Origin of the sequence: Janthinobacterium kumbetense, assembly GCF_023703445.1 — a bacterium.
In the GTDB taxonomy this organism is placed as follows: domain Bacteria; phylum Pseudomonadota; class Gammaproteobacteria; order Burkholderiales; family Burkholderiaceae_D; genus Janthinobacterium; species Janthinobacterium kumbetense.
In genome coordinates this window covers 53,625-74,926 of the sequence record NZ_JAMQGR010000012.1, presented here as the reverse complement: position 1 = coordinate 74,926, position 21,302 = coordinate 53,625, and the positions used below count along the sequence as shown (strand labels likewise).

Sequence of the window (21,302 nt, the reverse complement as noted above, 5' to 3'; positions counted from 1 at the left end):
CGCCAGGCCAGGGCGTGCACGCGCGCACCCCGGCCGGGCTGGCTTAAACGGCGGCGTCGGTCAGTTCGTCGGCGCGTTCCTGCGCCTGCGCCAGGTCGATCGTGCCTTCATAGATGGAACGGCCGCAGATCACGCCTTCGATACCTTCGGCCTGGACCGCGCACAGCGCTTCCACGTCGCCGATATTGTGCAGGCCGCCCGAAGCGATGACGGGGATCTTGACGGCTTGCGCCAGCTTGACGGTGGCCTCGATATTGATGCCGCCCATCATGCCGTCGCGGCCGATGTCCGTGTAGATGATCGATTCGACGCCGTAGGCTTCGAATTTTTTCGCCAGGTCGATCACTTCGTGGCCCGACATCTTGCTCCAGCCATCAGTTGCCACTTTGCCATCTTTCGCATCGAGGCCGACAATGATGTGGCCCGGGAAGGCGCCGCAGGCGTCGTGCAGGAAGCCGGGGCTTTTCACGGCCGCCGTGCCGATGATGATGTAGGTGATGCCGGCGTCGAGGTAGCGCTCGATGGTGTCGAGGTCGCGGATGCCGCCGCCCAGCTGCACGGGGATTTCCTCGATATCATTTTCCACCGCGAAATCTTGCACGGCCTTCAGGATGGCCTTCACGGCGCCTTCGTTCTTCGGCTTGCCGGCAAAGGCGCCGTTCAGGTCGACCAGGTGCAGCCGGCGCGCGCCTTGCATCAGCCAATGGCGGGCCATCTCGGCCGGGTCTTCGGAAAATACGGTGGCAAGTTCCATATCGCCTTGTTTCAGGCGTACGCAGTGACCGTCTTTCAGGTCGATGGCGGGAATGAGCAGCATGGTCAGTGTGATTTAGAGTGAGTGAGGGGCGGAAGCCGGATAGCTAACGTTAAGGTTGCCAGTGAACGAAGTTCTTGTACAGCTGCAAGCCAGCGGCAGCGCTTTTTTCAGGGTGAAACTGTGTCGCGAAAATATTATCACGGGCGACGGCACAAGCGAACGGCGCGCCATAGACAGTCTCGCCCACCGTGTGCGCCGCTTCTTGAGGTTGAGCAAAATAGCTGTGCACAAAGTAAAAATAGGCGTTGTCGGCGATACCATCCCACATGACATGGGACGCCGTTTGCCGCACTTGGTTCCAGCCCATTTGCGGCACCTTGAAGCGCGAGCCGTCTTCCTGCACCTGGCCGTCGAGCTGGAAGCGCACGACTTTGCCTGGCAGCAAGCCCAGACCGGCCGCATCGCCCTCTTCGCTGCCGTCGAACAACATTTGCTCGCCGATGCACACGCCCAGCACGGGCTTGCTGTCGGCCGCGCGCAGCAGCGCTTCGAGCACACCCGATTCGCGCAGGCTGCGCATGCAGTCGGGCATGGCGCCCTGGCCCGGCAAGACGATGCGGTCGGCGCTGTCGATGTCTTGCGCCGATCCGGAAATGCGCACGTCGGCTTCCGGCGCCACGGCGCGCAGGGCCTGCGCCACCGAGCGCAGGTTGCCCATGCCGTAATCCACCACCACAATTTTATTCATGTTTGATCCCGGAATCTACAATATAGCGAGCGCGGCGTTTACAGGCTGCCCTTGGTCGATGGAATGATGCCGGCCGCGCGCTCGTCGAGCTCGGCAGCCATGCGCAGCGCGCGGCCAAAGGCCTTGAACACGGTTTCGCATTGATGGTGGGCATTCGTACCGCGCAAGTTGTCGATATGCAATGTCACGCCCGCATGGTTGACGAAGCCGCGGAAAAATTCCAGGGTCAGGTCGACATCGAAGCCGGCGATCATGGCGCGCGTAAACGGGATGTGGTATTCGATGCCAGGGCGGCCCGAGAAATCGAGCACCACGCGCGACAGCGCCTCGTCCAGCGGCACGTATGCATGGCCGTAGCGGCGGATGCCCTTCTTGTCGCCGATAGCCTTGGCCACGGCCATGCCCAGGGTGATGCCCACGTCTTCCACCGTATGGTGGTTGTCGATATGCACGTCGCCCGTCGCTTCGATATCCAGGTCGATCAAGCCGTGGCGGGCGATCTGGTCCAGCATATGGTCGAGGAAGGGCACGCCGGTATTGAGCTTTTGCTGGCCCGTGCCATCGAGGTTGAGGGCGACGCGAACTTGCGTCTCATTGGTGTTGCGCGTGATTTCTGCGGTGCGGTTCATGGGAGGCTCTGGCGATAGGCTAAACGAGGGATGCCTTGAAGGCATCGTAAAAAAGGGAATTCTCTTCCGGGGTGCTGACGCTGATGCGCAGGCAATTGGCCAGCGCAGCATGCATTTTACTCATATTTTTAATTAAAACCCTGCGGGCAAGCAGTTTTGCGCAAACATCGTCGGAATCAGCCACACGAATCAGAAGAAAATTTGCCTTCGAGGGAAACACGGTCACGCCCGGCAGCTCCGCCAGGCGCAGCGCCAGCGTATCGCGCGCGCTGTTGAGCAGGTCCGCCTGGGCATTCAACACATCGAGGTGTTCGAGCGCGAATTCGGCCGCCGTCTGCGTCAGCACATTCACGTTATACGGCGGGCGCACTTTTTCAAACTGCGCCAGCAGGGCCGGCGCAGCCGACATGTAGCCGAGGCGGATGCCGGCCAGGCCCAGTTTCGACACGGTGCGCATCACCACCAGGTTCTCGAACTCGGGCAGGCGGCCCATGAAGCTGTGCTGTGCGAACGGCTCATAGGCTTCGTCGACGACGGCGATGCCCGTGTCGCCCAGGGCGGCCAGGATGCGTTCGATGTCGGCGCTGGCAAACAGGTTGCCCGTCGGGTTGTTCGGATAGGCGAGGAACACCAGCGCCGGGCGGTGCTGTTCAATCGCCGCCAGCATGGCGTCCATGTCCAGGCTGAAATCACTCTTCAAGGGCACGCCGACGAAATCCATGCCGGCGAACTGCGCCGAGCGCGCATACATGACGAAGGCCGGCACGGGCGCCAGCAGCACGGCGCGCTTGCCCGGCTCCTGATGGGCGCACGCCATGGCCAGGACGGAAATGAGCTCATCGGAGCCGTTGCCCAGCATGACGTCGAAGCCGGCAGGCACGCCCAGCTTGGCGCAGATGGCCGCCTGCAGGCTGGCGTACGACGGCGGATAGCGGTTCAGCGCCACGCCGGCCAGGCGCGCGCCCAGCTCTTCGCGCAGCTGCGCCGGCAGCGGATACGGGTTTTCCATCGCATCGAGTTTGATGTAACCGCTGGCATCGGCTACCTGGTAGCTTTTGACGGCCCGCACATCGGACCGCACGGTGTTGCTGATTAACTGATCGAGGAAAGACATGCTGCAAACACTCCTGATGGAATTAAAGGGAGACTAAATGACGACGTCTTCCGGCACGCTAGCGCTGCGCGCCTTGCGGGCCGGCGCTTTTTTCGCGGCGGGCGGCTTTTTCACGGCAGCCGGTTGTTTACTGGCCGCCTTGGCGGCCTTGGGCACGGCGGCGGCGCGGCGCTTGGCCGGCGCCTTCTTCTTTTCCGCCTTCGGCGCGGCCGGTTCGGCCAGCTCCTGCGCCAGCGCCGCCAATCGCTGTTCGATGATGGCGCAGTAATCGGGGTTCAACTCAAAGCCGACGAAATCGCGCCCGCAGCGCTTCGCCGCCAGCGCCGTGGTGCCGCTGCCCATGAACAGGTCGAGCACCACGCCGCCGGGCGGGCACGAAGCCTTGAGCATGCGCTCGATGATTTCGAGCGGCTTTTGCGTCGGGTGGTCGGCCCGTTCCGGGTGTTCCTTGTGCAAGCGCGACACGCTCCACAAGTCTTTCGGGTTGTAGCCCACTTCCAGCCATTTGGCGCCGATGAAGATCGAGCGCGAACGGGCTTTCTTGGTGGCCGCGTCGTAGGCGATGCGCACCGCGTCAAGGTCGAAGTAGTAATCCTTGCGCTTGACGAAGAAGCCGATGGTGTCGTGCACCGATGAAAAGCTGCGCACGCTGCCGCCCATGGACGGCACGCGGCGGTCCCAGATGATTTCATTCATCATCGCCATGCGCTGTTTCAGCATGACGAAGATCTCCGGCGAATAGCGCCAGGTCAGAAAAATATACAGGCTGCCGTTGGCTTTCAGCTTGGGCAGCGCCGCATCGATCCATTCTTCCGTCCAGCGCAGGTAGTCGGCCACCGACTGCTGGTCCGAGGCATTGCCGTAGTCCTTGCCCAGGTTGTACGGCGGATCCGTCAGGATCAGGTCCACCGAGCCATCGGGAATGCGCGCCAGCCCCGCCAGCGCATCTTCGCAATAGACCCGGTTGACCCAGTCCGGCTGCTCCGCCAACTTCGTCATGGCTGCGGCTTCAGACGCAATTCGGCGCTGCGCGCGTGCGCCTGCAAGCCTTCACCATACGCCAGGGTGGCGGCGACGCGGCCCAGGGTTTGCGCGCCCGCTTCACTGACGTGAATGATGGACGAACGCTTCTGGAAGTCGTACACGCCCAGCGGCGACGAGAAACGCGCCGTGCGCGACGTCGGCAGCACGTGATTGGGGCCGCAGCAATAGTCGCCCAGCGATTCGGACGAAAAGCGGCCCAGGAACATGGCGCCCGCGTGGCGGATCTGCTCGGCCCACTGCTGCGGGTTTTCCGCCGAGATTTCCAGGTGTTCCGCGGCGATGGCATTGGCGATCTCGCACGCCTCTGCCATGCTGCGCACCTTGATCAGCGCGCCGCGGTCGGCCAGTGAGGTGCTGATGGTGGCCTGGCGCGGCATCGTCGGCAGCAGCTTGGCGATGCTCTCCTCGACTTGCGCGATGTAGTCCGCGTCGGGGCACAGCAGGATCGCTTGCGCCAGTTCGTCGTGCTCGGCCTGCGAAAACAGGTCCATCGCGACCCAGTCCGGGTCCGTCGTACCATCGCACAGCACCAGGATTTCGGAAGGCCCCGCGATCATGTCGATGCCGACGATGCCGAACACGCGGCGCTTGGCGGCGGCCACGTAGGCGTTGCCGGGGCCGACGATTTTATCCACGGCGGCAATCGTCTGCGTGCCGTAGGCCAGTGCGCCGACCGCTTGCGCGCCGCCGATGGTGATCACGCGCGTCACGCCGGCAATCGCGGCGGCGGCCAGCACCATCTGGTTTTTCACGCCGTCGGGGGTCGGCACCACCATGATGATTTCGCCCACGCCCGCCACATGCGCGGGAATGGCGTTCATCAGCACGGACGACGGGTAGGCGGCCTTGCCGCCCGGGACGTAGATGCCGACCCGGTCCAGCGGCGTGATCTTCTGGCCCAGCACCGTGCCATCGGGTTCGGTGTAGGTAAAGCCGCGCAACTCCTCGCGCTGGCGTTCGTGGAAGGCGCGGATGCGCTGCGCGGCGATCTGCAGCGCCTCGCGCTGGGCCGACGGCAAGCCGTTCAAGGCTGCCTGCAATTCGGCTTGCGAAATATCAAACGCCGCCATTTCCGCCGCGCCGCCATGCGGGATGCGGTCGAAACGGTTGGTGTATTCCAGCACGGCGGCGTCGCCGCGCGTTTTCACATCGGCCAGGATTTTTGCGACCGACGTTTCAATCGCTGCATCGGTGCCCGCCTCGAACGCCAGCAGCGTATCGAGCGATTGTTGGAAACCATCCTGGCTTGAATCGAGCTTGCGTATCTGTATCGGCATAATCGGCTTTCTGCTACTGAAGGTATCTAGGCTTGCGAAGCGCGTTCAAACGCCTCGATGATCGGCTGCAAGCGCTCGCGCTTGAGCTTGAGCGCAGCCTGGTTGACCACCAGGCGCGACGAAATTTCCATGATGTGCTCGACCTCGACGAGGTTGTTCGCGCGCAAAGTGCTGCCCGTGCTGACCAGGTCGACGATGGCGTCCGACAGGCCCACCAAAGGCGCCAGCTCCATCGAGCCATACAGCTTGATCAGGTCGACGTGCACGCCCTTGGCGGCGAAATGCTCGCGCGCCGTGTGCACGAACTTGGTGGCCACGCGCAGGCGCGCGCCCTGGTGCACGGCCTTTTCGTAGTCGAAGCCGGCCTGCACCGCCACCGACATGCGGCAAGAGGCGATATTCAGGTCGATCGGCTGGTACAGGCCCTCGCCGCCGTGTTCGAGCAAGACATCCTTGCCCGCCACGCCGAAATCGGCCGCGCCGTACTGCACGTAGGTCGGCACGTCGCTGGCGCGCACGATGATGACGCGCACGTTCGGATCGTTGGTGGCCAAAATCAGCTTGCGCGAGGTCTCCGGGTTTTCCAGCACCTTGATGCCGGCCGCTTCCAGCAGCGGCATGGTGTCCTCAAAAATGCGGCCTTTCGAGAGCGCCAGTATCAGCTGCGAATTGTCGCCCGTGTTCGATCCGTTCATGCTCGTTCCTTGTTATTTAATGCGTACGATGTTCGCGCCGACGGCCGACAATTTCACTTCCATGCGGTCGTAGCCGCGGTCGAGGTGATAGATGCGGTCGATCAGGGTTTCGCCATCGGCGGCCAGGGCCGCGATCACCAGCGACGCCGAAGCGCGCAGGTCGGTCGCCATCACGGGCGCGCCGCGCAGCTGCTTGACGCCGGCGATGATGGCCGTGTTGCCTTCGATGGTGATGTCGGCGCCCAGGCGGTTCATTTCCTGCACGTGCATGAAGCGGTTCTCGAAGATCGTCTCGGTGACGCGGCTGGCGCCATTCGCGATCGTGTTCACCGCCATGAACTGCGCCTGCATGTCGGTCGGGAAGCCCGGGTATTCCGTGGTGCGGAAGCTGACGGGGTTCGGACGGGCCGACATCTCGGCGCGGATCCAGTCGGCGCCGAAGGTCATCGTCAGGCCCATGGCGCGCAGCTTGTCGAGGGCCGCGTCGAGGATATCGGTGCGCACGTTGCGCAGGGTGATATCGCCGCCGGTGGCCGCCACGGCGCACAGGAAGGTGCCCGTTTCGATACGGTCGGCGATCACCGCGTGCGAGGCGCCGTGCAGGGCGTCGACGCCCTGGATCACCAGGCGGCTGGTGCCGATGCCGTCGATCTTCGCGCCCATGGCCACCAGCAGGTGCGCCAGATCGGTGACTTCCGGTTCGCAGGCGGCGTTTTCCAGGATGGTTTCGCCTTCGGCCAGGGTCGCTGCCATCAGCAGGTTTTCGGTGCCGGTGACGGTGATCATGTCGGTGACGATGCGCGCGCCTTTCAGCTTGGCGCACTTGGCGTAGATGTAGCCCGCTTCGATGCGGATCTCGGCGCCCAGCGCTTCGAGGCCCTTGATGTGCTGGTCGACGGGACGCGAACCGATGGCGCAGCCGCCCGGCAGCGAAACCTTGGCTTCGCCGAAGCGCGCCAGCAGGGGGCCCAGCACGAGGATCGAGGCGCGCATGGTTTTCACCAGTTCATACGGCGCTTCCAGGGTGTCGATGGCGCTGCCGTTGAGAACCACGCGGTCGCCGTCCTGCTGCACTTTCAGGCCCGTCTGGCCCAGCAGTTTCAGCATGGTGGCCACGTCGTGCAGGTGCGGCACGTTCGTCAGGTTCAGGTCGCCCGCGGTCAGCAGACCCGCGCACAGGATGGGCAGGGCCGCGTTTTTCGCGCCGGAGATGGCGATGTCGCCGTTCAGGCGGTTGCCGCCGTTGATGAGGAGCTTGTCCATGTGCTTATCCTTGGAATTCTTCAGGTGTCAGGGTTTTCATCGACAGCGCGTGGATTTCCTCGCGCATGCGGTCGCCCAGCGCCGCGTAGACGATCTGGTGACGCTGGATCAAACGCTTGCCGGCAAACGCGGGCGAAACGATCACGGCCTGGAAGTGCTGGCCATCGCCCTCCACTTCGAGGTGCGTGCATTCGAGGCCGGCCGACAGATAGCCGTGGATCAGTTCTGGAGTGGTGGTCACGATAAGTCCTTGATATTGAATAATGTAGTGATGTGATGTGCCGCAATCAACGGCGCAATGAGTGTCGTAATCAATGTCGCAAACGATAGCCGCTCTTCAGCAGGCGGATCGACGCCAGCGCCAGGATCACGAGGAAGCCGGCGACAATGGACACGCTGAGCCACGGGCTGACGTCGGACACGCCGAAGAAGCCGTAGCGGAAACCGTCGATCATGTAAAAGAAGGGGTTCAGATGCGATACCGTCTGCCAGAACGGCGGCAGCGAGTGGATCGAATAGAACACGCCCGACAAGAAGGTGGCCGGCATGATCAGGAAGTTCTGGAAGGCGGCCAGCTGGTCGAATTTCTCGGCCCAGATGCCGGCGATCAAGCCCATGGTGCCCAGCATGGCGGCGCCCAAAAAGGCGAAGACGACGATCCACAGCGGCGCGACAAACGACAGGTCGGCGAACCAGCACGTGATGGCAAACACGCCAAAGCCCACGGCCAGGCCGCGCGCGACGGAAGCGAGTACATACGCCGAGAAGATTTCCCAGTGCGACAAAGGCGTGAGCAGCACGAACACGAGGTTGCCCGTGATCTTGGACTGGATCAGCGAGGACGAGGAATTGGCGAACGCGTTTTGCAGCACGCTCATCATCACCAGGCCGGGAATCAGGAAGGCCGTGTAGCTGACGCCGGGGCTCGGCTCCACGCGGCCGTCGAGCACATGGCCGAACACCAGCAGGTACAGCATCGACGTGAGCACGGGCGCGGCCACGGTTTGCGTCGCCACTTTCCAGAAGCGCAGCGTCTCTTTGTAGACGAGGGTGCGAAATCCTGTCGAAATCATACGGTACCTTTATCCATGATCTGCAAGAAGATATCTTCCAGGTCGGCTTGTTGCAATTGCATTTCATCGATCTCGGCGCCCGCTTCGCGCAGGCGGGCGAGGATTTTTTCGACTTCGCTGTATTCGTTGACGCGCAGGCTGAACTTGTTCGGCGCCTGCTGTTCTTCCGGGTGCAGCACCAGGTGCTGCAGGTCGGCCGGCAGGCTGCCATTCTTGAGGTGCAGCTGCAGCTGCGAGCCGGCGATGCGGCGGATCAGGGCCGACATGGTGTCGAGCGCCACCACCTTGCCGGTTTTCAGCATGGCCACGCGCTGGCACATGGCTTGCGCCTCTTCCAGGTAGTGCGTGGTCAGCACGACCGTGTGGCCGCCTTCGCGGTTCAGGCGCGAGATGAACTTCCACAGCGTCTGGCGCAGTTCCACGTCGACGCCGGCCGTCGGCTCATCGAGCACGATGACGGGCGGCTTGTGCACCAGCGCCTGGGCCACGAGCACGCGGCGCTTCATGCCGCCGGACAGGGCGCGCATGTTCGTATCGGCCTTGCCGGTCAGGTCGAGGTTTTCCATGACCTCGTCGATCCACCTGTCGTTGTTCGGCAAGCCGAAATAGCCGGACTGCAGGCGCAAAGTTTCGCGCACGGTGAAAAACGGGTCGAATACCAGTTCCTGCGGCACCACGCCCAGGTTGCGGCGCGCATTGCGGAAGTCCGTGACCACGTCGTGGCCATGGATCTTGACGGTGCCCGCGTCGGGGCGTATCAGGCCGGCGATGATGGAAATGAGGGTGGTCTTGCCGGCGCCGTTCGGGCCGAGCAGGCCGAAAAACTCGCCTTCTTCGATGGCCAGCGACACGCCGCCCAGCGCCTTGAGCGATTTATAGCTCTTTTCTACATTCGTTATTTGAATTGCGGTCATGTGCTTGTTTCAAGTGTAATGCGTCTGGTGTGATGCGCCAGTTGCCGGTGCAATGCAGGCCGGCTGGCCGGTGCAGGGCGCCCCTTCCGCAGAGGGTGGCGCAACAGTCAATTATAGTTGGAAACTTCGTGGAACACTTGGAGATCAATCCGACGGCGCTGCTGGCCTGCCGGCTTGAAAGCTACTGCTGATGCGGGGAGTGGGACAGGATCAATGATGATGCAGGTCGGACGGGCTGCGTTCGGCGTGGCCGCCGGCGCTGGCGCAGTCGTCGGTCGTCAACGTGCTCGAAACGAGCGAGCAGACGCCATACAGCTTGGTAAGGTTTTTCAGGTTGTCCGGCAGGTTTTTCAGCTCCAGCACGCCGCCGGCATCCTGCGCGGCGCGCTGCCACGTCAGCATGACGGAGACGGCGGCCGAATCGACGGCTTTGACGTTGCGCAAGTCAAACTTCGTCTGACCCGAGCGGATGGCGTCCAGACCCTGCTCCAATGCCGAAGTGGCATTGTGCACGGTCAGGGAAGTCAGGGACTGCAAGGTGTCGAGAGAGTCGGGCATGGCGTCGGGCTGCGCTGGTCTGGAGCTGGGTCAGGAGCTATATGATAGCCGATTATTTGGCTTTGGCAGCGGGACGGCTGGCCAGGGCCTTGTTTTTTGCCTGCAAGGTCTTGATCAGGCCATCGATGCCGCCCTTGCTGATCTCGCTGGCGAAGCTGCTTTTGTACGTTTCCACCAGCCACGCGCCCAGCACGTTGATGTCATAGATCTTCCAGCCGGATGGGGTTTTCGCCACGCGGTAGTTCAGGGGCACGGGTTCGCCGCGCGCCACATTCACCTGCGAGCGCACTTCCACTTCCGTGTCGGCCGGGTCGGCGCGCAGCGGCTTGAATTCCACGGTTTCGTTCTTGATCTGCGACAAGGCGCCCGAATATGTGTAGATCAGCAGGGTACGGAATTCGCTGGACAGCTGTTTTTGCTGGTCCGGCGTGGCGTCGCGCCAGAAGCGGCCGGCGGCCAGGGCCGTCATGCGCTGGAAATCCACGTACGGCAGGATCTTGCTTTCCACCAATTCGGTGACGCGCTTGATATCGCCAGCCTGGATGGCCTTGTCGTTCTTGGCCGTCTCGATCACGTCCTGGCTGATGCGTTTGACCAAGACGTCCGGCGCTTCCACGGCGGGAGCGGCCTGGGCGGCGGTGGCAAAGGCGATGGTGGCCATCGCCAGCAGTTGTTTCATCAATTTCATGGTTCTACCTTTCATGGTGTTGCTATGCACCGGCTGGCGTCGATCGCAGCCGTGGTGTTTCTTTACCGCAGTTTACTCCTGAGGCCTAGCCTGGGAAGCCACGGTATTGCTACCAGATGTTACGAGGTCCGCCGGCGCCACATCGGCCGCGGCCGTCGCAGGCGGCGTTTCCGCTGGGACAGGCTGCGGTTGCGCCTCATAGGCCGGCTCGTAATCGCTGGTGTCGTTTTTTGGCACTTTGCGGTCGCGGCGGTCCGTATCGCCATCGAAAACCTTGCTTTCGCGCGCCTGCAGGAAGCCGTCGCGGATGAATTCATAACGGTCCAGTGCGGCCGCTTCCATCAGGTTGGTCGCGTCGAGCAGCGCGGCGCGCTTGTCGACGACGCGCGTCACCGTGCCGATATTGCGCACCGAGACAGGCTCCTTGTAGCGCCATGGGTCGCCCGTGATATCGAGCGGCAGGGCCACCGTGTCGCGCACGGTCGATGGGCCCAGCAGCGGCAGCATCACGTACGGACCAGGCTGGACGCCATACCAGCCCAGGGTCTGGCCAAAGTCTTCGTTATGCTTCGGAATGCCCGCCTGCGACGCGATGTCGATCAGGCCGAAGATGCCGAAGGTCGAGTTCATGCTGACGCGCACGACGTCTTGCAAGCCCGCCTCACCCTTGCCTTGCAGCAAGTTGTTCACGGCGCTCCACACATCGGACAAGTTGCCGAAGAAATTGCCCACGCCCGTTTGCACGAACGATGGCGTGACGGTCTTGTAAGCCGTGGCGACCGGTTTCAGGGCCACCTGGTCGACGGTGTCGTTGAACTTGAACATGGCGCGGTTGTAACCCTCGAGCGGGTCGCGCGGATTGGTGCCGGTGGCGCAAGCGCTCACGCTGGCGGCGATGGCCAGGGCCAGGCCGATACGCGCCAGGCTGCCTTGGGATTGTTTGGTCGACTCGCTCATTTGCTGTCCTTTCCTTCCGCTGCCTTGCTGTAGATGAACTGATTGATCAGGTCTTCCAGCACTGTGGCCGATTGAGTACGGGCAATCTTGTCGCCCTCCGCCAGGTTCGCCAGATCGCCGCCTGCTTCCAGGCCGATATATTGCTCACCCAGCAAACCGGCCGTCAAAATCTTGGCCGAGCTGTCTTTCGGAAATTTGTAGCCATCTTCGATGTCGAGTTTCACCAGCGCCTGATACGTCTTGTCGTCAAAGCGGATCTCCGCCACGCGCCCCACCACCACGCCAGCGCCCTTGACGGGCGCCTGCGGCTTGAGGCCGCCAATATTGTCGAACTTGGCACTAATGGTATACGTCTTGCTGAAAGACAGCGAGCTCATATTGCCGGCCTTGAGCGCCAGAAACATCAATGCCGCCACACCCAGCAAGACGAACAAGCCGACCCAGACATCCAAAGATTTACGTTGCATAAACAATCCTAAATAATTTTTACTTGCTGCCGCCTGCGCAACATCTTGCCCAGGCCCGCTGTTTTGTCGCTGATTGGCAATTACTTGCTAAACATCAACGCCGTCATCATGAAATCGAGCCACCACACCATCAACGATGAAATGACCACCGTGCGCGTGGTGGCGCCGGACACGTCTTCCGGCGTCGGCTGTGCCTGGTACCCCTGGAACAGCGCGATGAAGGTCACCGCAATACCGAACACCAGGCTCTTGATGGTGCCATTGCCCACTTCTTTCCAGACATCCACGCCGCCCTGCATCTGCGACCAGAACGAGCCTTCATCGACGCCGATCAGCACCACGCCGACCAGGTAGCTGCCGATGATGCCGACGGCCGTGAAGATGGCGCCCAGGATAGGCATGGCGATCACGCCGGCCCAGAAACGGGGCGCCAGCACGCGCTGGATCGGGTTCACGGCCATCATTTCCATGGCCGACAATTGCTCGCCCGCCTTCATCAGGCCGATTTCCGCCGTCAGCGAGGTGCCGGCGCGGCCGGCAAACAGCAGCGCCGTGACGACGGGGCCCAGTTCGCGCGTCAGCGACAGCGCCACCAGCAAGCCCAGCGACTGCTCGGCGCCATACGTGGTCAGGGTGTAATAGCCTTGCAAACCCAGCACCATGCCGACAAACAGGCCGGAGACGGCGGTAATCACCAGCGAGCGGTTACCGATAAAAAACAGTTGCTCAATCACCAAGCGCGGACGGCGCCACAGGCCGCCCGACGAGGCGATGATGATGAAAAACGAGCGCACGGCAAAGCCGAGGTCTTGTACCGAATTGCGCAACCATGCTCCGATCGCCGCCAGGAAACGCGCGATCATCGGCCGCCCCCCGCCTGCAAGCCCAGGTCGTCGGCCAGCGACTTGCCCGGGTAATGGAACGGTACGGGGCCATCGGCCTCGGCATTGACGAACTGCTTGACGTACGGATGCGTCGACACGGCCATCTCGGCCGGCGTGCCGTGCGCCACAATCTTGCCCGATGACAGAAAATAGACATAATCAGCGATGGCGAAACACTCCTTCACATCGTGCGATACCAGGATAGACGTGGAACCCAGCGCATCGTTCAGATTGCGGATCAAATTCGCCGTCACGCCCATGGAAATCGGGTCCAGGCCGGCGAACGGCTCGTCGTACATGATCAGTTCGGGGTCGAGCGCGATAGCGCGCGCCAGCGCGACGCGGCGGCCCATGCCGCCCGAGATCTCGGCCGGTTTCAATTGCGCCGCATTGCGCAAGCCGACGGCATGCAGCTTCATCAGCACCAGGGTGCGGATCAGCTCTTCATTCAAGTCCGTGTGTTCGCGCAGGGGGAACGCCACGTTCTCGAACGCCGTCAAGTCTGTAAACAAAGCGCCGTGCTGGAACAGCATGCCCATCTTGCGGCGCAGCTGATACAGCTCGTCGGTTCCCAGCGTATGCACGATCTGGCCGTCGACATTCACGGAACCGGAACTGGGACGCAGCTGCCCGCCGATCAGGCGCAATACGGTCGTCTTGCCACTGCCGGAGCCACCCATGACGGCCACAACTTTTCCACGTGGGAAATCCATTTGAAGGCCCGATAAAATCGAACGTTCTCCATAGGCAAAGTGTAAATCACGGATCTCAACAAGATTTGGCACGACGAAGCTCACTATTTTAATGGCGTATTGTAGTGCAGAAACGCCAACCTCTGCTGAGACACCCCTCGGGACAGCCCCGTAAAGGGGAAGAATACAACACTAATGAATCGAAAGTCAGATATTGTAGTGGAAATTTGGCCCGCACATCGCGTCCCTGTCCGGCGATGTTCACAGCTGTTGACTTGACAAGTAAAAATAACAAGGGCCACGCCGCATTCCGCGCCGTGGCCCTGGCAAAAAAACGACCAATTGCTCGTTAATTTTAGCGCGGCAGCAGGGAAGCCCCCATCAGGAACTCATCGACGGCGCGCGCACACTGGCGCCCTTCGCGGATGGCCCACACCACCAGCGACTGGCCGCGGCGCATGTCGCCGGCCGCAAACACCTTGGCCACCGAGGTCTGGTAGCAGCCGGCGCCATCTGTTGTCGCTTTGACATTGCCGCGCGCATCCGTGTCGACGCCGAACGCTTCCAGCACCTGTTGCACAGGGGAAACAAAACCCATGGCCAGGAAGACCAGGTCCGCCTTCATCTCGAATTCCGAGTTCGGCACTTCGCTCATCTTGCCGTCTTTCCATTCGACACGGCAGGCGATCAGCTTTTCCACCTTGCCGCCCTTGCCTTCGAAACGCTTGGTGGCCACGGCCCAGTCGCGCTCGCAGCCTTCCTCGTGCGAAGACGAGGTGCGCAGCTTGGTCGGCCAGTACGGCCACACCAGCGGCTTGTTTTCCTGTTCCGGCGGCTGCGGCATCAGTTCGAACTGGGCCACCGAGGCGGCGCCATGGCGGTTCGAGGTGCCGACGCAGTCGGAACCCGTGTCGCCGCCGCCGATCACCACCACGTGCTTGCCCGTGGCCTTGATCTGGTCCTTGAGCTTGTCGCCCGCGTTGACCTTGTTTTGCAGCGGCAGGAAATCCATGGCGAAATGCACGCCCTTCAGCTCGCGGCCCGGCACGGGCAAGTCGCGCGGCTGCTCGGCGCCGCCGGCCATGATGACGGCGTCGAATTCTTTTTCCAGGTCTTCCGGGAAAATGGTTTCCTTGGCCCAGTTGTTCACGTGGGCAGGGAAATCCTTGCCCACCAGTACGCTGGTACGGAACACCACGCCTTCGGCTTCCATCTGTTTCACGCGCAAGTCGATGTGCGACTTTTCCATCTTGAAGTCGGGGATGCCATAGCGCAACAAACCACCGACCCGGTCGCTCTTCTCGAACACGGTGACGGCGTGACCGGCGCGCGCCAGCTGCTGCGCCGCCGCCAGGCCCGCAGGGCCGGAACCGACGATGGCCACTTTCTTGCCGGTACTGAAGCCTGCAGGCTGCGGCGTGACCCAGCCGTGCTCCCAGCCCATGTCGATGATTTTATGCTCGATCGACTTGATGCCGACCGGATCTTCATGGATGCCCAGGGTGCAGGCCGATTCGCACGGCGCCGGGCAGATGCGGCCCGTAAATTCCGGGAAGTTGTTGGTCGAATGCAAGATGTCGAGCGCTTCGCGGTAAGCGCCGCGGTACACCAGGTCATTCCAGTCGGGAATGATGTTATTCACGGGACAACCCGTGGTGCAGAAGGGAATGCCGCAATCCATGCAGCGCGCGCCTTGCACGGTCGCTTGCGCGTCCGACAGGTGCAGCACGAATTCCTTGTAGTTCTTCAGACGCGCGGCAGGCTCCAGATAGTGTTCGTCCTGGCGCTTGAATTCCATGAAGCCGGTAATTTTACCCACGATGTTTCCTTTGTATTTGCTGGCTGGGAGCGGCCGGGCCGCTCCCTGTCATTGCTCTATGCGATTGATCTTGGCTGGCTCAGGCGGCGACGGCTTGGACTTCCATGGCGGCATCGGCAGCCATTTCAATCAGCGCACGCTTGTATTCGTTCGGGAAGACTTTCACGAACTTGCCGCGCGCCGCGGCCCAGTCGTCCAGCAAGACGCGGGCGCGGGTGCTGCCCGTGTGCTTGAAGTGACGCTCGATCAGGCGCTTGAGGATGACTTCATCCGCTTCCGGCACGCCGTCGCGGTGCTGCGTATGCCAGGCGTCGCGGTCCAGATGCTGCTCCGCCGCGGAGACGACCTTGTCCAGGCTGACCATGGCCGTGTTGCACTTGCTGGCAAAGTCGCCCGCCGGGTCATACACATAGGCGATGCCGCCCGACATGCCGGCCGCGAAGTTGCGTCCCGTGTTGCCCAGGACCACCACCGTGCCGCCCGTCATGTATTCGCAGCCATGGTCGCCCAGGCCCTCGACCACCGTGGTGGCGCCCGAGTTGCGCACGGCAAAGCGTTCGCCCGCCACGCCATTGAAGAAGGCTTCGCCGGCAATGGCGCCGTACAGCACCGTATTGCCGATGATGATGTTGTCCACGGCCCAGCCACGGAATTCCGTATTCGGCCGCACGATGATGCGCCCGCCGGATAAACCTTTACCCACGTAATCGTTGCCCTCGCCCACCAGGTCGATGGTGATGCCGTGCGCCAGGAAGGCGCAGGCCGACTGGCCCGCCGTGCCTTGCAGCTGGATGTGGATGGTGTCGTCCGGCAAGCCGGCATGGCCGTATTTCTTCGCCACTTCGCCGGACAGCATGGTGCCCACCGTGCGGTTCAAGTTGCGCACGGGCGAGATGAAGGAGACGCGCTCGCCCTTTTCCAGCGCCGCGCGCGCTTGCGCGATCAGCTTGTGGTCCAGCGCCTTTTCCAGTGCATGGTCCTGGAACTCCACGTGGCGACAGGCCTGGCCATCCGGGGTTTCCGGCTTGTAGAAGATGGCCGAGAAGTCCAGTCCCTGCGCCTTCCAGTGCGAAATCGCCTTCGATTTATCGAGCAAGTCCACGCGGCCGATCAGCTCGTCATACGTGCGGATGCCCAGCTGCGCCATCAACTGACGGGCTTCCTCAGCGACGAAGAAGAAGTAATTGACGACGTACTCGGGCTTGCCCGAGAACTTGGCGCGCAGCACCGGATCTTGCGTGGCCACGCCCACCGGGCACGTATTCAAGTGGCATTTGCGCATCATGATGCAGCCTTCGACCACCAGCGGCGCCGTGGCGAAACCGATCTCGTCGGCGCCCAGCAGGGCGGCGATGACCACGTCGCGGCCCGTCTTCATCTGGCCGTCGGCTTGCACGCGGATGCGGCTGCGCAAGCCGTTCAAGACCAGCGTTTGTTGCGTTTCAGCCAGACCCAGCTCCCACGGCGTGCCCGCATGTTTCACGGACGACAGAGGCGAAGCGCCCGTGCCGCCGTCGTGGCCGGCGACGACCACGTGGTCGGCTTTCGCCTTCGTGACGCCGGCAGCCACCGTGCCGATGCCCACTTCCGACACCAGTTTCACGGAGATCGAGGCGCGCGGATTGGCGTTCTTCAAGTCATGGATCAGCTGCGCCAGATCTTCGATCGAATAGATGTCGTGGTGCGGCGGCGGCGAAATCAAGCCCACGCCCGGCACGGAAAAGCGCAGGCTGGCGATGTATTCCGACACCTTATGGCCTGGCAACTGGCCGCCTTCGCCCGGTTTCGCGCCCTGCGCCATCTTGATCTGGATCTGGTCGGCCGAGTTCAGGTAGGCCGCCGTGACGCCGAAACGTCCCGACGCCACCTGCTTGATGCGCGAGCGCATGGAATCGCCTTCCTGCAGCGGAATATCGACGACGATCTGCTCGGCGCCCACCACCGACGCCATGGTGTCGCCCTGGCGGATCGGGATGCCCTTCAATTCCTGCGTGTAGCGGTTCGGATCTTCGCCGCCCTCGCCCGTGTTCGACTTGCCGCCGATGCGGTTCATGGCCACGGCCAGGGTCGCGTGCGCTTCCGTGCTGATGGAGCCCAGCGACATGGCGCCCGTGGCGAAGCGCTTGACGATTTCCTTGGCCGGCTCCACTTCGTCGAGCGGGATCGCCTTGGTCGGGTCGAGCTTGAACTCGAACAAGCCGCGCAGGGTCAGGTGGCGACGGCTCTGGTCGTTGATGATTTGCGCATATTCCTTATAGCTGGAGAAATTGTTGCTGCGCGTGGAATGCTGCAATTTCGCAATCGCATCCGGTGTCCACATGTGGTCTTCACCGCGCACGCGGAACGCGTATTCGCCGCCCGCATCGAGCTTGTCAGCCAGCACGGGATCGTTGCCGAAGGCCAGCGCGTGCAGGCGCAGCGCCTCTTCCGCCACTTCAAACACGCCGATGCCTTCCACGTTCGAGGCCGTGCCCTTGAAGTATTTGTCCACCAGCGACTTGTTCAAGCCGATGGCTTCGAAGATTTGCGCGCCGCAGTACGACATATACGTGGAAATGCCCATCTTCGACATGACTTTCATCAAGCCTTTACCCACTGCCTTGGTGTAGTTGTAGATGGCCTTGTCGCCCGACAAGTCACCGGGCAAGCCGTGCGCCATCTCGACCAGGGTTTCCATGGCCAGATACGGGTGGACGGCTTCCGCGCCGTAGCCGGCGAGCAAAGCGAAGTGGTGCGTTTCGCGGGCCGAGCCCGTTTCCACGACGAGACCGGTGGAGGCGCGCAAACCCTTGCTCACCAGGTGCTGATGCACGGTGGAGGTGGCCAGCAGCGCGGGGATCGCCACCTGGTCGGCGCAAATGGCGCGGTCCGAGACGATGAGGATATTGTGGCCGGATTTCACGGCGTCGACGGCTTCCGCGCACAGCGAGGCCAGGCACGCTTCCACGCCTTCCTTGCCCCAGGCCAGCGGGTAGCAGATGTCCAGTTCGTACGACTTGAACTTGCCGCCCGTGTGGGCGCTGATGTTGCGCAAGCGGGCCATGTCGTCAAAGCCCAGCACGGGCTGCGCCACTTCCAGGCGCATCGGCGGGTTGACATTGTTCGTATCGAGCAAGTTCGGTTTCGGGCCGATGAAGGACACCAGCGACATCACCATCGCTTCGCGGATCGGGTCGATCGGCGGATTCGTCACTTGCGCGAACAGTTGCTTGAAGTAGTTATACAGCGGTTTGAGCTTGTTCGACATGACGGCCAGCGGCGAGTCATTGCCCATCGAGCCCGTCGCCTCTTCGCCGGCCACGGCCATCGGCGCCATGAGGAATTTCAAGTCTTCCTGGGTGTAGCCGAACGCCTGCTGGCGGTTCAGCAGCGACGGCTGGGCTTTTTCGCCCTGGGCGCGGTCCTGTTTCGCCTGTCCTTCGGCCAGCTTGATCTCGTCGAGCTTGATGCGCACCGAGTTGATCCACGCTTTATATGGCTTGGCGTTGGCGTAAGTGTTTTTCAATTCCTGGTCGTCGATGATGCGGCCCGCTTCCAGGTCGATCAGGAACATTTTACCGGGCTGCAAGCGCCATTTCTGGATGATTTTCGATTCCGGGATCGGCAGCACGCCCGATTCCGACGCCATCACCACCAGGTCGTCGTCCGTGACGATGTAGCGGGCCGGACGCAAGCCATTGCGGTCCAGCGTGCCGCCGATGTGGCGGCCGTCCGTGAATGCCATGGCGGCGGGGCCGTCCCACGGTTCCATCATGGCCGCGTGGTATTCATAGAAGGCGCGGCGGTTGTCGTCCATCGTCGTGTGGTTTTCCCACGCTTCCGGAATCATCATCATCATCGCCTGGGCGATCGGGTAGCCGGCCATCAGCAGCAATTCCAGCGCATTGTCGAAGCACGCCGTGTCGGACTGGCCTTCATAGATCAGCGGGAACAGTTTCTGCAGGTCGTCGCCCAGCACGGCCGACTTCATCACGCCTTCGCGCGCGCGCATCCAGTTGAAATTGCCTTTCACCGTGTTGATCTCGCCGTTATGGGCAATCAGGCGGTACGGGTGGGCCAGCGGCCATTCGGGGAAGGTATTCGTCGAGAAACGCTGGTGCACCAGGGCCAGGGCCGAGATGCAGCGCGCATCCTGCAAGTCCTTGTAGTACACGCCCACCTGGTCGGCCAGCAGCAAGCCCTTATAGACGATGGTACGGGCCGACATCGAGGGCACGAAGAATTCCTTGCCGTGCAGCAGTTTCAAGGCCTGGATGGCGTGGCCCGACGATTTGCGGATCACATACAGTTTGCGTTCCAGCGCGTCGGTGACCATGATGTCCGGGCCGCGGCCGATGAAGATCTGGCGAATCACCGGTTCCTTCGCGCGCACGGTGGGCGACATCGGCATGTCCGTATCGATGGGCACGTTGCGCCAGCCCAGCACGACCTGGCCCTCGATGCGCACGGCGCGTTCGATTTCCTGTTCGCACGCGATGCGCGATGCGTGTTCCTTCGGCAGGAAGACCATGCCCACGCCGTATTCGCCAGGCGGCGGCAATTCCACGCCCTGCTTGGCCATTTCTTCGCGGTAGTACTGGTCGGGAATCTGGATCAGGATGCCGGCGCCATCGCCCATCAGCGCATCGGCGCCCACGGCGCCCCGGTGATCGAGGTTTTTCAGAATCAGCAAACCCTGTTCGACGATCGAATGGGTCTTGTTGCCCTTGATATGGGCGACGAAACCGACGCCGCAGGCATCGTGTTCATTGGCTGGGTCGTACAGGCCTTGCGCTTTCATGGGCTTCTCCGCTGCATATGACTATCGAAAAACTAGAGTAGTGCAACGCAACAAAAAACTCAACTAGAAAAATTAGGGTCGGAGTCGAATTAAATTAGATTCCGTCGCTCTAAAAATTTAATAGGGACATAGTCGAAGCCATTTCAATAAAACGTCAGAAAGGAACCATTTTTTGTTTTAAATGCGAATGCTTTTCAATTGGAGGTGGTCTCGGCGACGATTTTGCGGGGACGGCCCCGCTTGGCAGGCAGCACTTGCCGCTGCATTTTCTGCTCCAGCGCCTGCTTGAAAGCGTCGGAACCCAGCGGCCAGCCCTTCAATACAGCCTGTTCCACCACCTTGACCTGGCTGCTGCCCAGGCCTTGCTCGAACAGGCGCAGATACGCCGCCTCGCGGTCGAACGGCGTGTTGCCCAGCGCCCAGTACAGCGCATGGTCGGTGATGACGGGATCGGGCCGCACGCCCGCATGGTGCGCATAGCTGGACCAGCTGTAATCGAGCGCCTGGCCCGCCAGGCCCGTCTGCACGGGCACGCATTCCAGGTAGCGGCAGCACGTGAGGAAGAAATTGTCGGGATCGATGACGGAAGTTTTGTAGCGTCCCTGCCACAAGGCGCCTTCGCGGCCGTATTTCTGGTTGAAATACGGCACGTAATAGCGCCCCAGCCATTGCATCAGCTGTCCCAGGCCCGTCGCATCGGCCGGCGTGGCCAGCAAATGTAGCTGATCAGGCAATAAAACATAGGCGTGGATGGCCACCCTGAACATTTTCGCCCCCGTTTTCAGCCAGGACAGGAATTGCGCGTAGTCCGCCGCGTCCTGGAACACGGGCTGGCGGTTGCTGCCGCGCTGAATCACGTAATGGGGCAGTGCTGGAATGATGAGGCGGGGCAAACGGGCCATGGCAGAATCGGTAAAAAGAAGGCTAAGGCCTTGATTTTACA

20 protein-coding genes are annotated in these 21,302 nt (G+C 62.0%); all 20 read right to left on the bottom strand.

Annotation, left to right across the window (positions count from 1 at the left end):
* Positions 1-43 precede the first annotated feature (43 nt).
* Entirely contained in the window at positions 44-817 is a 774-nt protein-coding gene (gene hisA, locus NCG91_RS24140; RefSeq protein WP_070219639.1) for a 1-(5-phosphoribosyl)-5-[(5-phosphoribosylamino)methylideneamino]imidazole-4-carboxamide isomerase, read from the bottom strand.
* A gap of 49 nt (positions 818-866) precedes the next feature.
* Complete coding sequence (hisH, locus tag NCG91_RS24135; RefSeq protein ID WP_077398222.1) at positions 867-1,505, bottom strand: imidazole glycerol phosphate synthase subunit HisH; 639 nt, start codon at positions 1,503-1,505, stop codon at positions 867-869.
* Positions 1,506-1,543: 38 nt separating this feature from the next.
* A complete protein-coding gene (gene hisB, locus NCG91_RS24130; protein ID WP_010402123.1) occupies positions 1,544-2,134 on the bottom strand; it encodes an imidazoleglycerol-phosphate dehydratase HisB in 591 nt (196 codons plus the stop codon).
* Positions 2,135-2,153: 19 nt separating this feature from the next.
* Positions 2,154-3,248: a histidinol-phosphate transaminase gene (gene hisC, locus NCG91_RS24125; RefSeq protein WP_077398223.1), complete on the bottom strand. Its 1,095-nt coding sequence runs from the start codon at positions 3,246-3,248 to the stop codon at positions 2,154-2,156.
* A gap of 33 nt (positions 3,249-3,281) precedes the next feature.
* A complete protein-coding gene (locus NCG91_RS24120; RefSeq protein WP_251351541.1) occupies positions 3,282-4,247 on the bottom strand; it encodes a DNA-methyltransferase in 966 nt (321 codons plus the stop codon).
* A complete protein-coding gene (hisD, locus tag NCG91_RS24115) occupies positions 4,244-5,569 on the bottom strand; it encodes a histidinol dehydrogenase (protein WP_077398225.1) in 1,326 nt (441 codons plus the stop codon). The genes NCG91_RS24120 and hisD overlap by 4 nt, the downstream gene beginning before the upstream one ends.
* A 26-nt stretch (positions 5,570-5,595) precedes the next feature.
* The gene (gene hisG, locus NCG91_RS24110; protein WP_077398226.1) at positions 5,596-6,264 is read right to left on the bottom strand and encodes an ATP phosphoribosyltransferase; all 669 of its coding nucleotides are present in this window, start codon (positions 6,262-6,264) and stop codon (positions 5,596-5,598) included.
* A 12-nt stretch (positions 6,265-6,276) separates the two neighbouring features.
* Entirely contained in the window at positions 6,277-7,527 is a 1,251-nt protein-coding gene (gene murA / locus NCG91_RS24105; protein ID WP_251351540.1) for a UDP-N-acetylglucosamine 1-carboxyvinyltransferase, read from the bottom strand.
* Positions 7,528-7,531: 4 nt separating this feature from the next.
* Positions 7,532-7,768: a BolA family protein gene (locus NCG91_RS24100; protein ID WP_034753824.1), complete on the bottom strand. Its 237-nt coding sequence runs from the start codon at positions 7,766-7,768 to the stop codon at positions 7,532-7,534.
* Between the two features lie 70 nt (positions 7,769-7,838).
* Complete coding sequence (locus NCG91_RS24095; protein WP_251351539.1) at positions 7,839-8,600, bottom strand: ABC transporter permease; 762 nt, start codon at positions 8,598-8,600, stop codon at positions 7,839-7,841.
* Positions 8,597-9,514 (bottom strand): ABC transporter ATP-binding protein, encoded by a 918-nt coding sequence (locus NCG91_RS24090; RefSeq protein WP_251351538.1) that lies wholly within the window; start codon positions 9,512-9,514, stop codon positions 8,597-8,599. Before NCG91_RS24090 ends, NCG91_RS24095 begins: the two co-directional genes overlap by 4 nt.
* Positions 9,515-9,724: 210 nt before the next feature.
* Positions 9,725-10,072, bottom strand: coding sequence for an STAS domain-containing protein (locus NCG91_RS24085; RefSeq protein WP_077398229.1), 348 nt, complete (start codon positions 10,070-10,072; stop codon positions 9,725-9,727).
* Positions 10,073-10,124: 52 nt separating this feature from the next.
* Positions 10,125-10,760, bottom strand: coding sequence for an MlaC/ttg2D family ABC transporter substrate-binding protein (locus tag NCG91_RS24080; protein WP_099666076.1), 636 nt, complete (start codon positions 10,758-10,760; stop codon positions 10,125-10,127).
* A gap of 72 nt (positions 10,761-10,832) precedes the next feature.
* On the bottom strand, positions 10,833-11,717 hold the full coding sequence (locus tag NCG91_RS24075) for an MlaA family lipoprotein (RefSeq protein ID WP_099666075.1): 885 nt from the start codon (positions 11,715-11,717) through the stop codon (positions 10,833-10,835).
* Entirely contained in the window at positions 11,714-12,184 is a 471-nt protein-coding gene (gene mlaD, locus NCG91_RS24070) for an outer membrane lipid asymmetry maintenance protein MlaD (RefSeq protein WP_070346035.1), read from the bottom strand. Before mlaD ends, NCG91_RS24075 begins: the two co-directional genes overlap by 4 nt.
* Before the next feature lie 80 nt (positions 12,185-12,264).
* The gene (gene mlaE, locus NCG91_RS24065; RefSeq protein ID WP_034780952.1) at positions 12,265-13,047 is read right to left on the bottom strand and encodes a lipid asymmetry maintenance ABC transporter permease subunit MlaE; all 783 of its coding nucleotides are present in this window, start codon (positions 13,045-13,047) and stop codon (positions 12,265-12,267) included.
* Positions 13,044-13,853: an ABC transporter ATP-binding protein gene (locus tag NCG91_RS24060; RefSeq protein ID WP_034753922.1), complete on the bottom strand. Its 810-nt coding sequence runs from the start codon at positions 13,851-13,853 to the stop codon at positions 13,044-13,046. Before NCG91_RS24060 ends, mlaE begins: the two co-directional genes overlap by 4 nt.
* Positions 13,854-14,115: 262 nt before the next feature.
* Positions 14,116-15,579: a glutamate synthase subunit beta gene (locus NCG91_RS24055; protein WP_070257787.1), complete on the bottom strand. Its 1,464-nt coding sequence runs from the start codon at positions 15,577-15,579 to the stop codon at positions 14,116-14,118.
* Positions 15,580-15,658: 79 nt separating this feature from the next.
* Positions 15,659-20,359: a glutamate synthase-related protein gene (locus tag NCG91_RS24050; RefSeq protein ID WP_251351537.1), complete on the bottom strand. Its 4,701-nt coding sequence runs from the start codon at positions 20,357-20,359 to the stop codon at positions 15,659-15,661.
* A 194-nt stretch (positions 20,360-20,553) separates the two neighbouring features.
* The gene (locus NCG91_RS24045; RefSeq protein ID WP_251351536.1) at positions 20,554-21,261 is read right to left on the bottom strand and encodes a transposase; all 708 of its coding nucleotides are present in this window, start codon (positions 21,259-21,261) and stop codon (positions 20,554-20,556) included.
* Between the last annotated feature and the right edge of the window lie 41 nt (positions 21,262-21,302).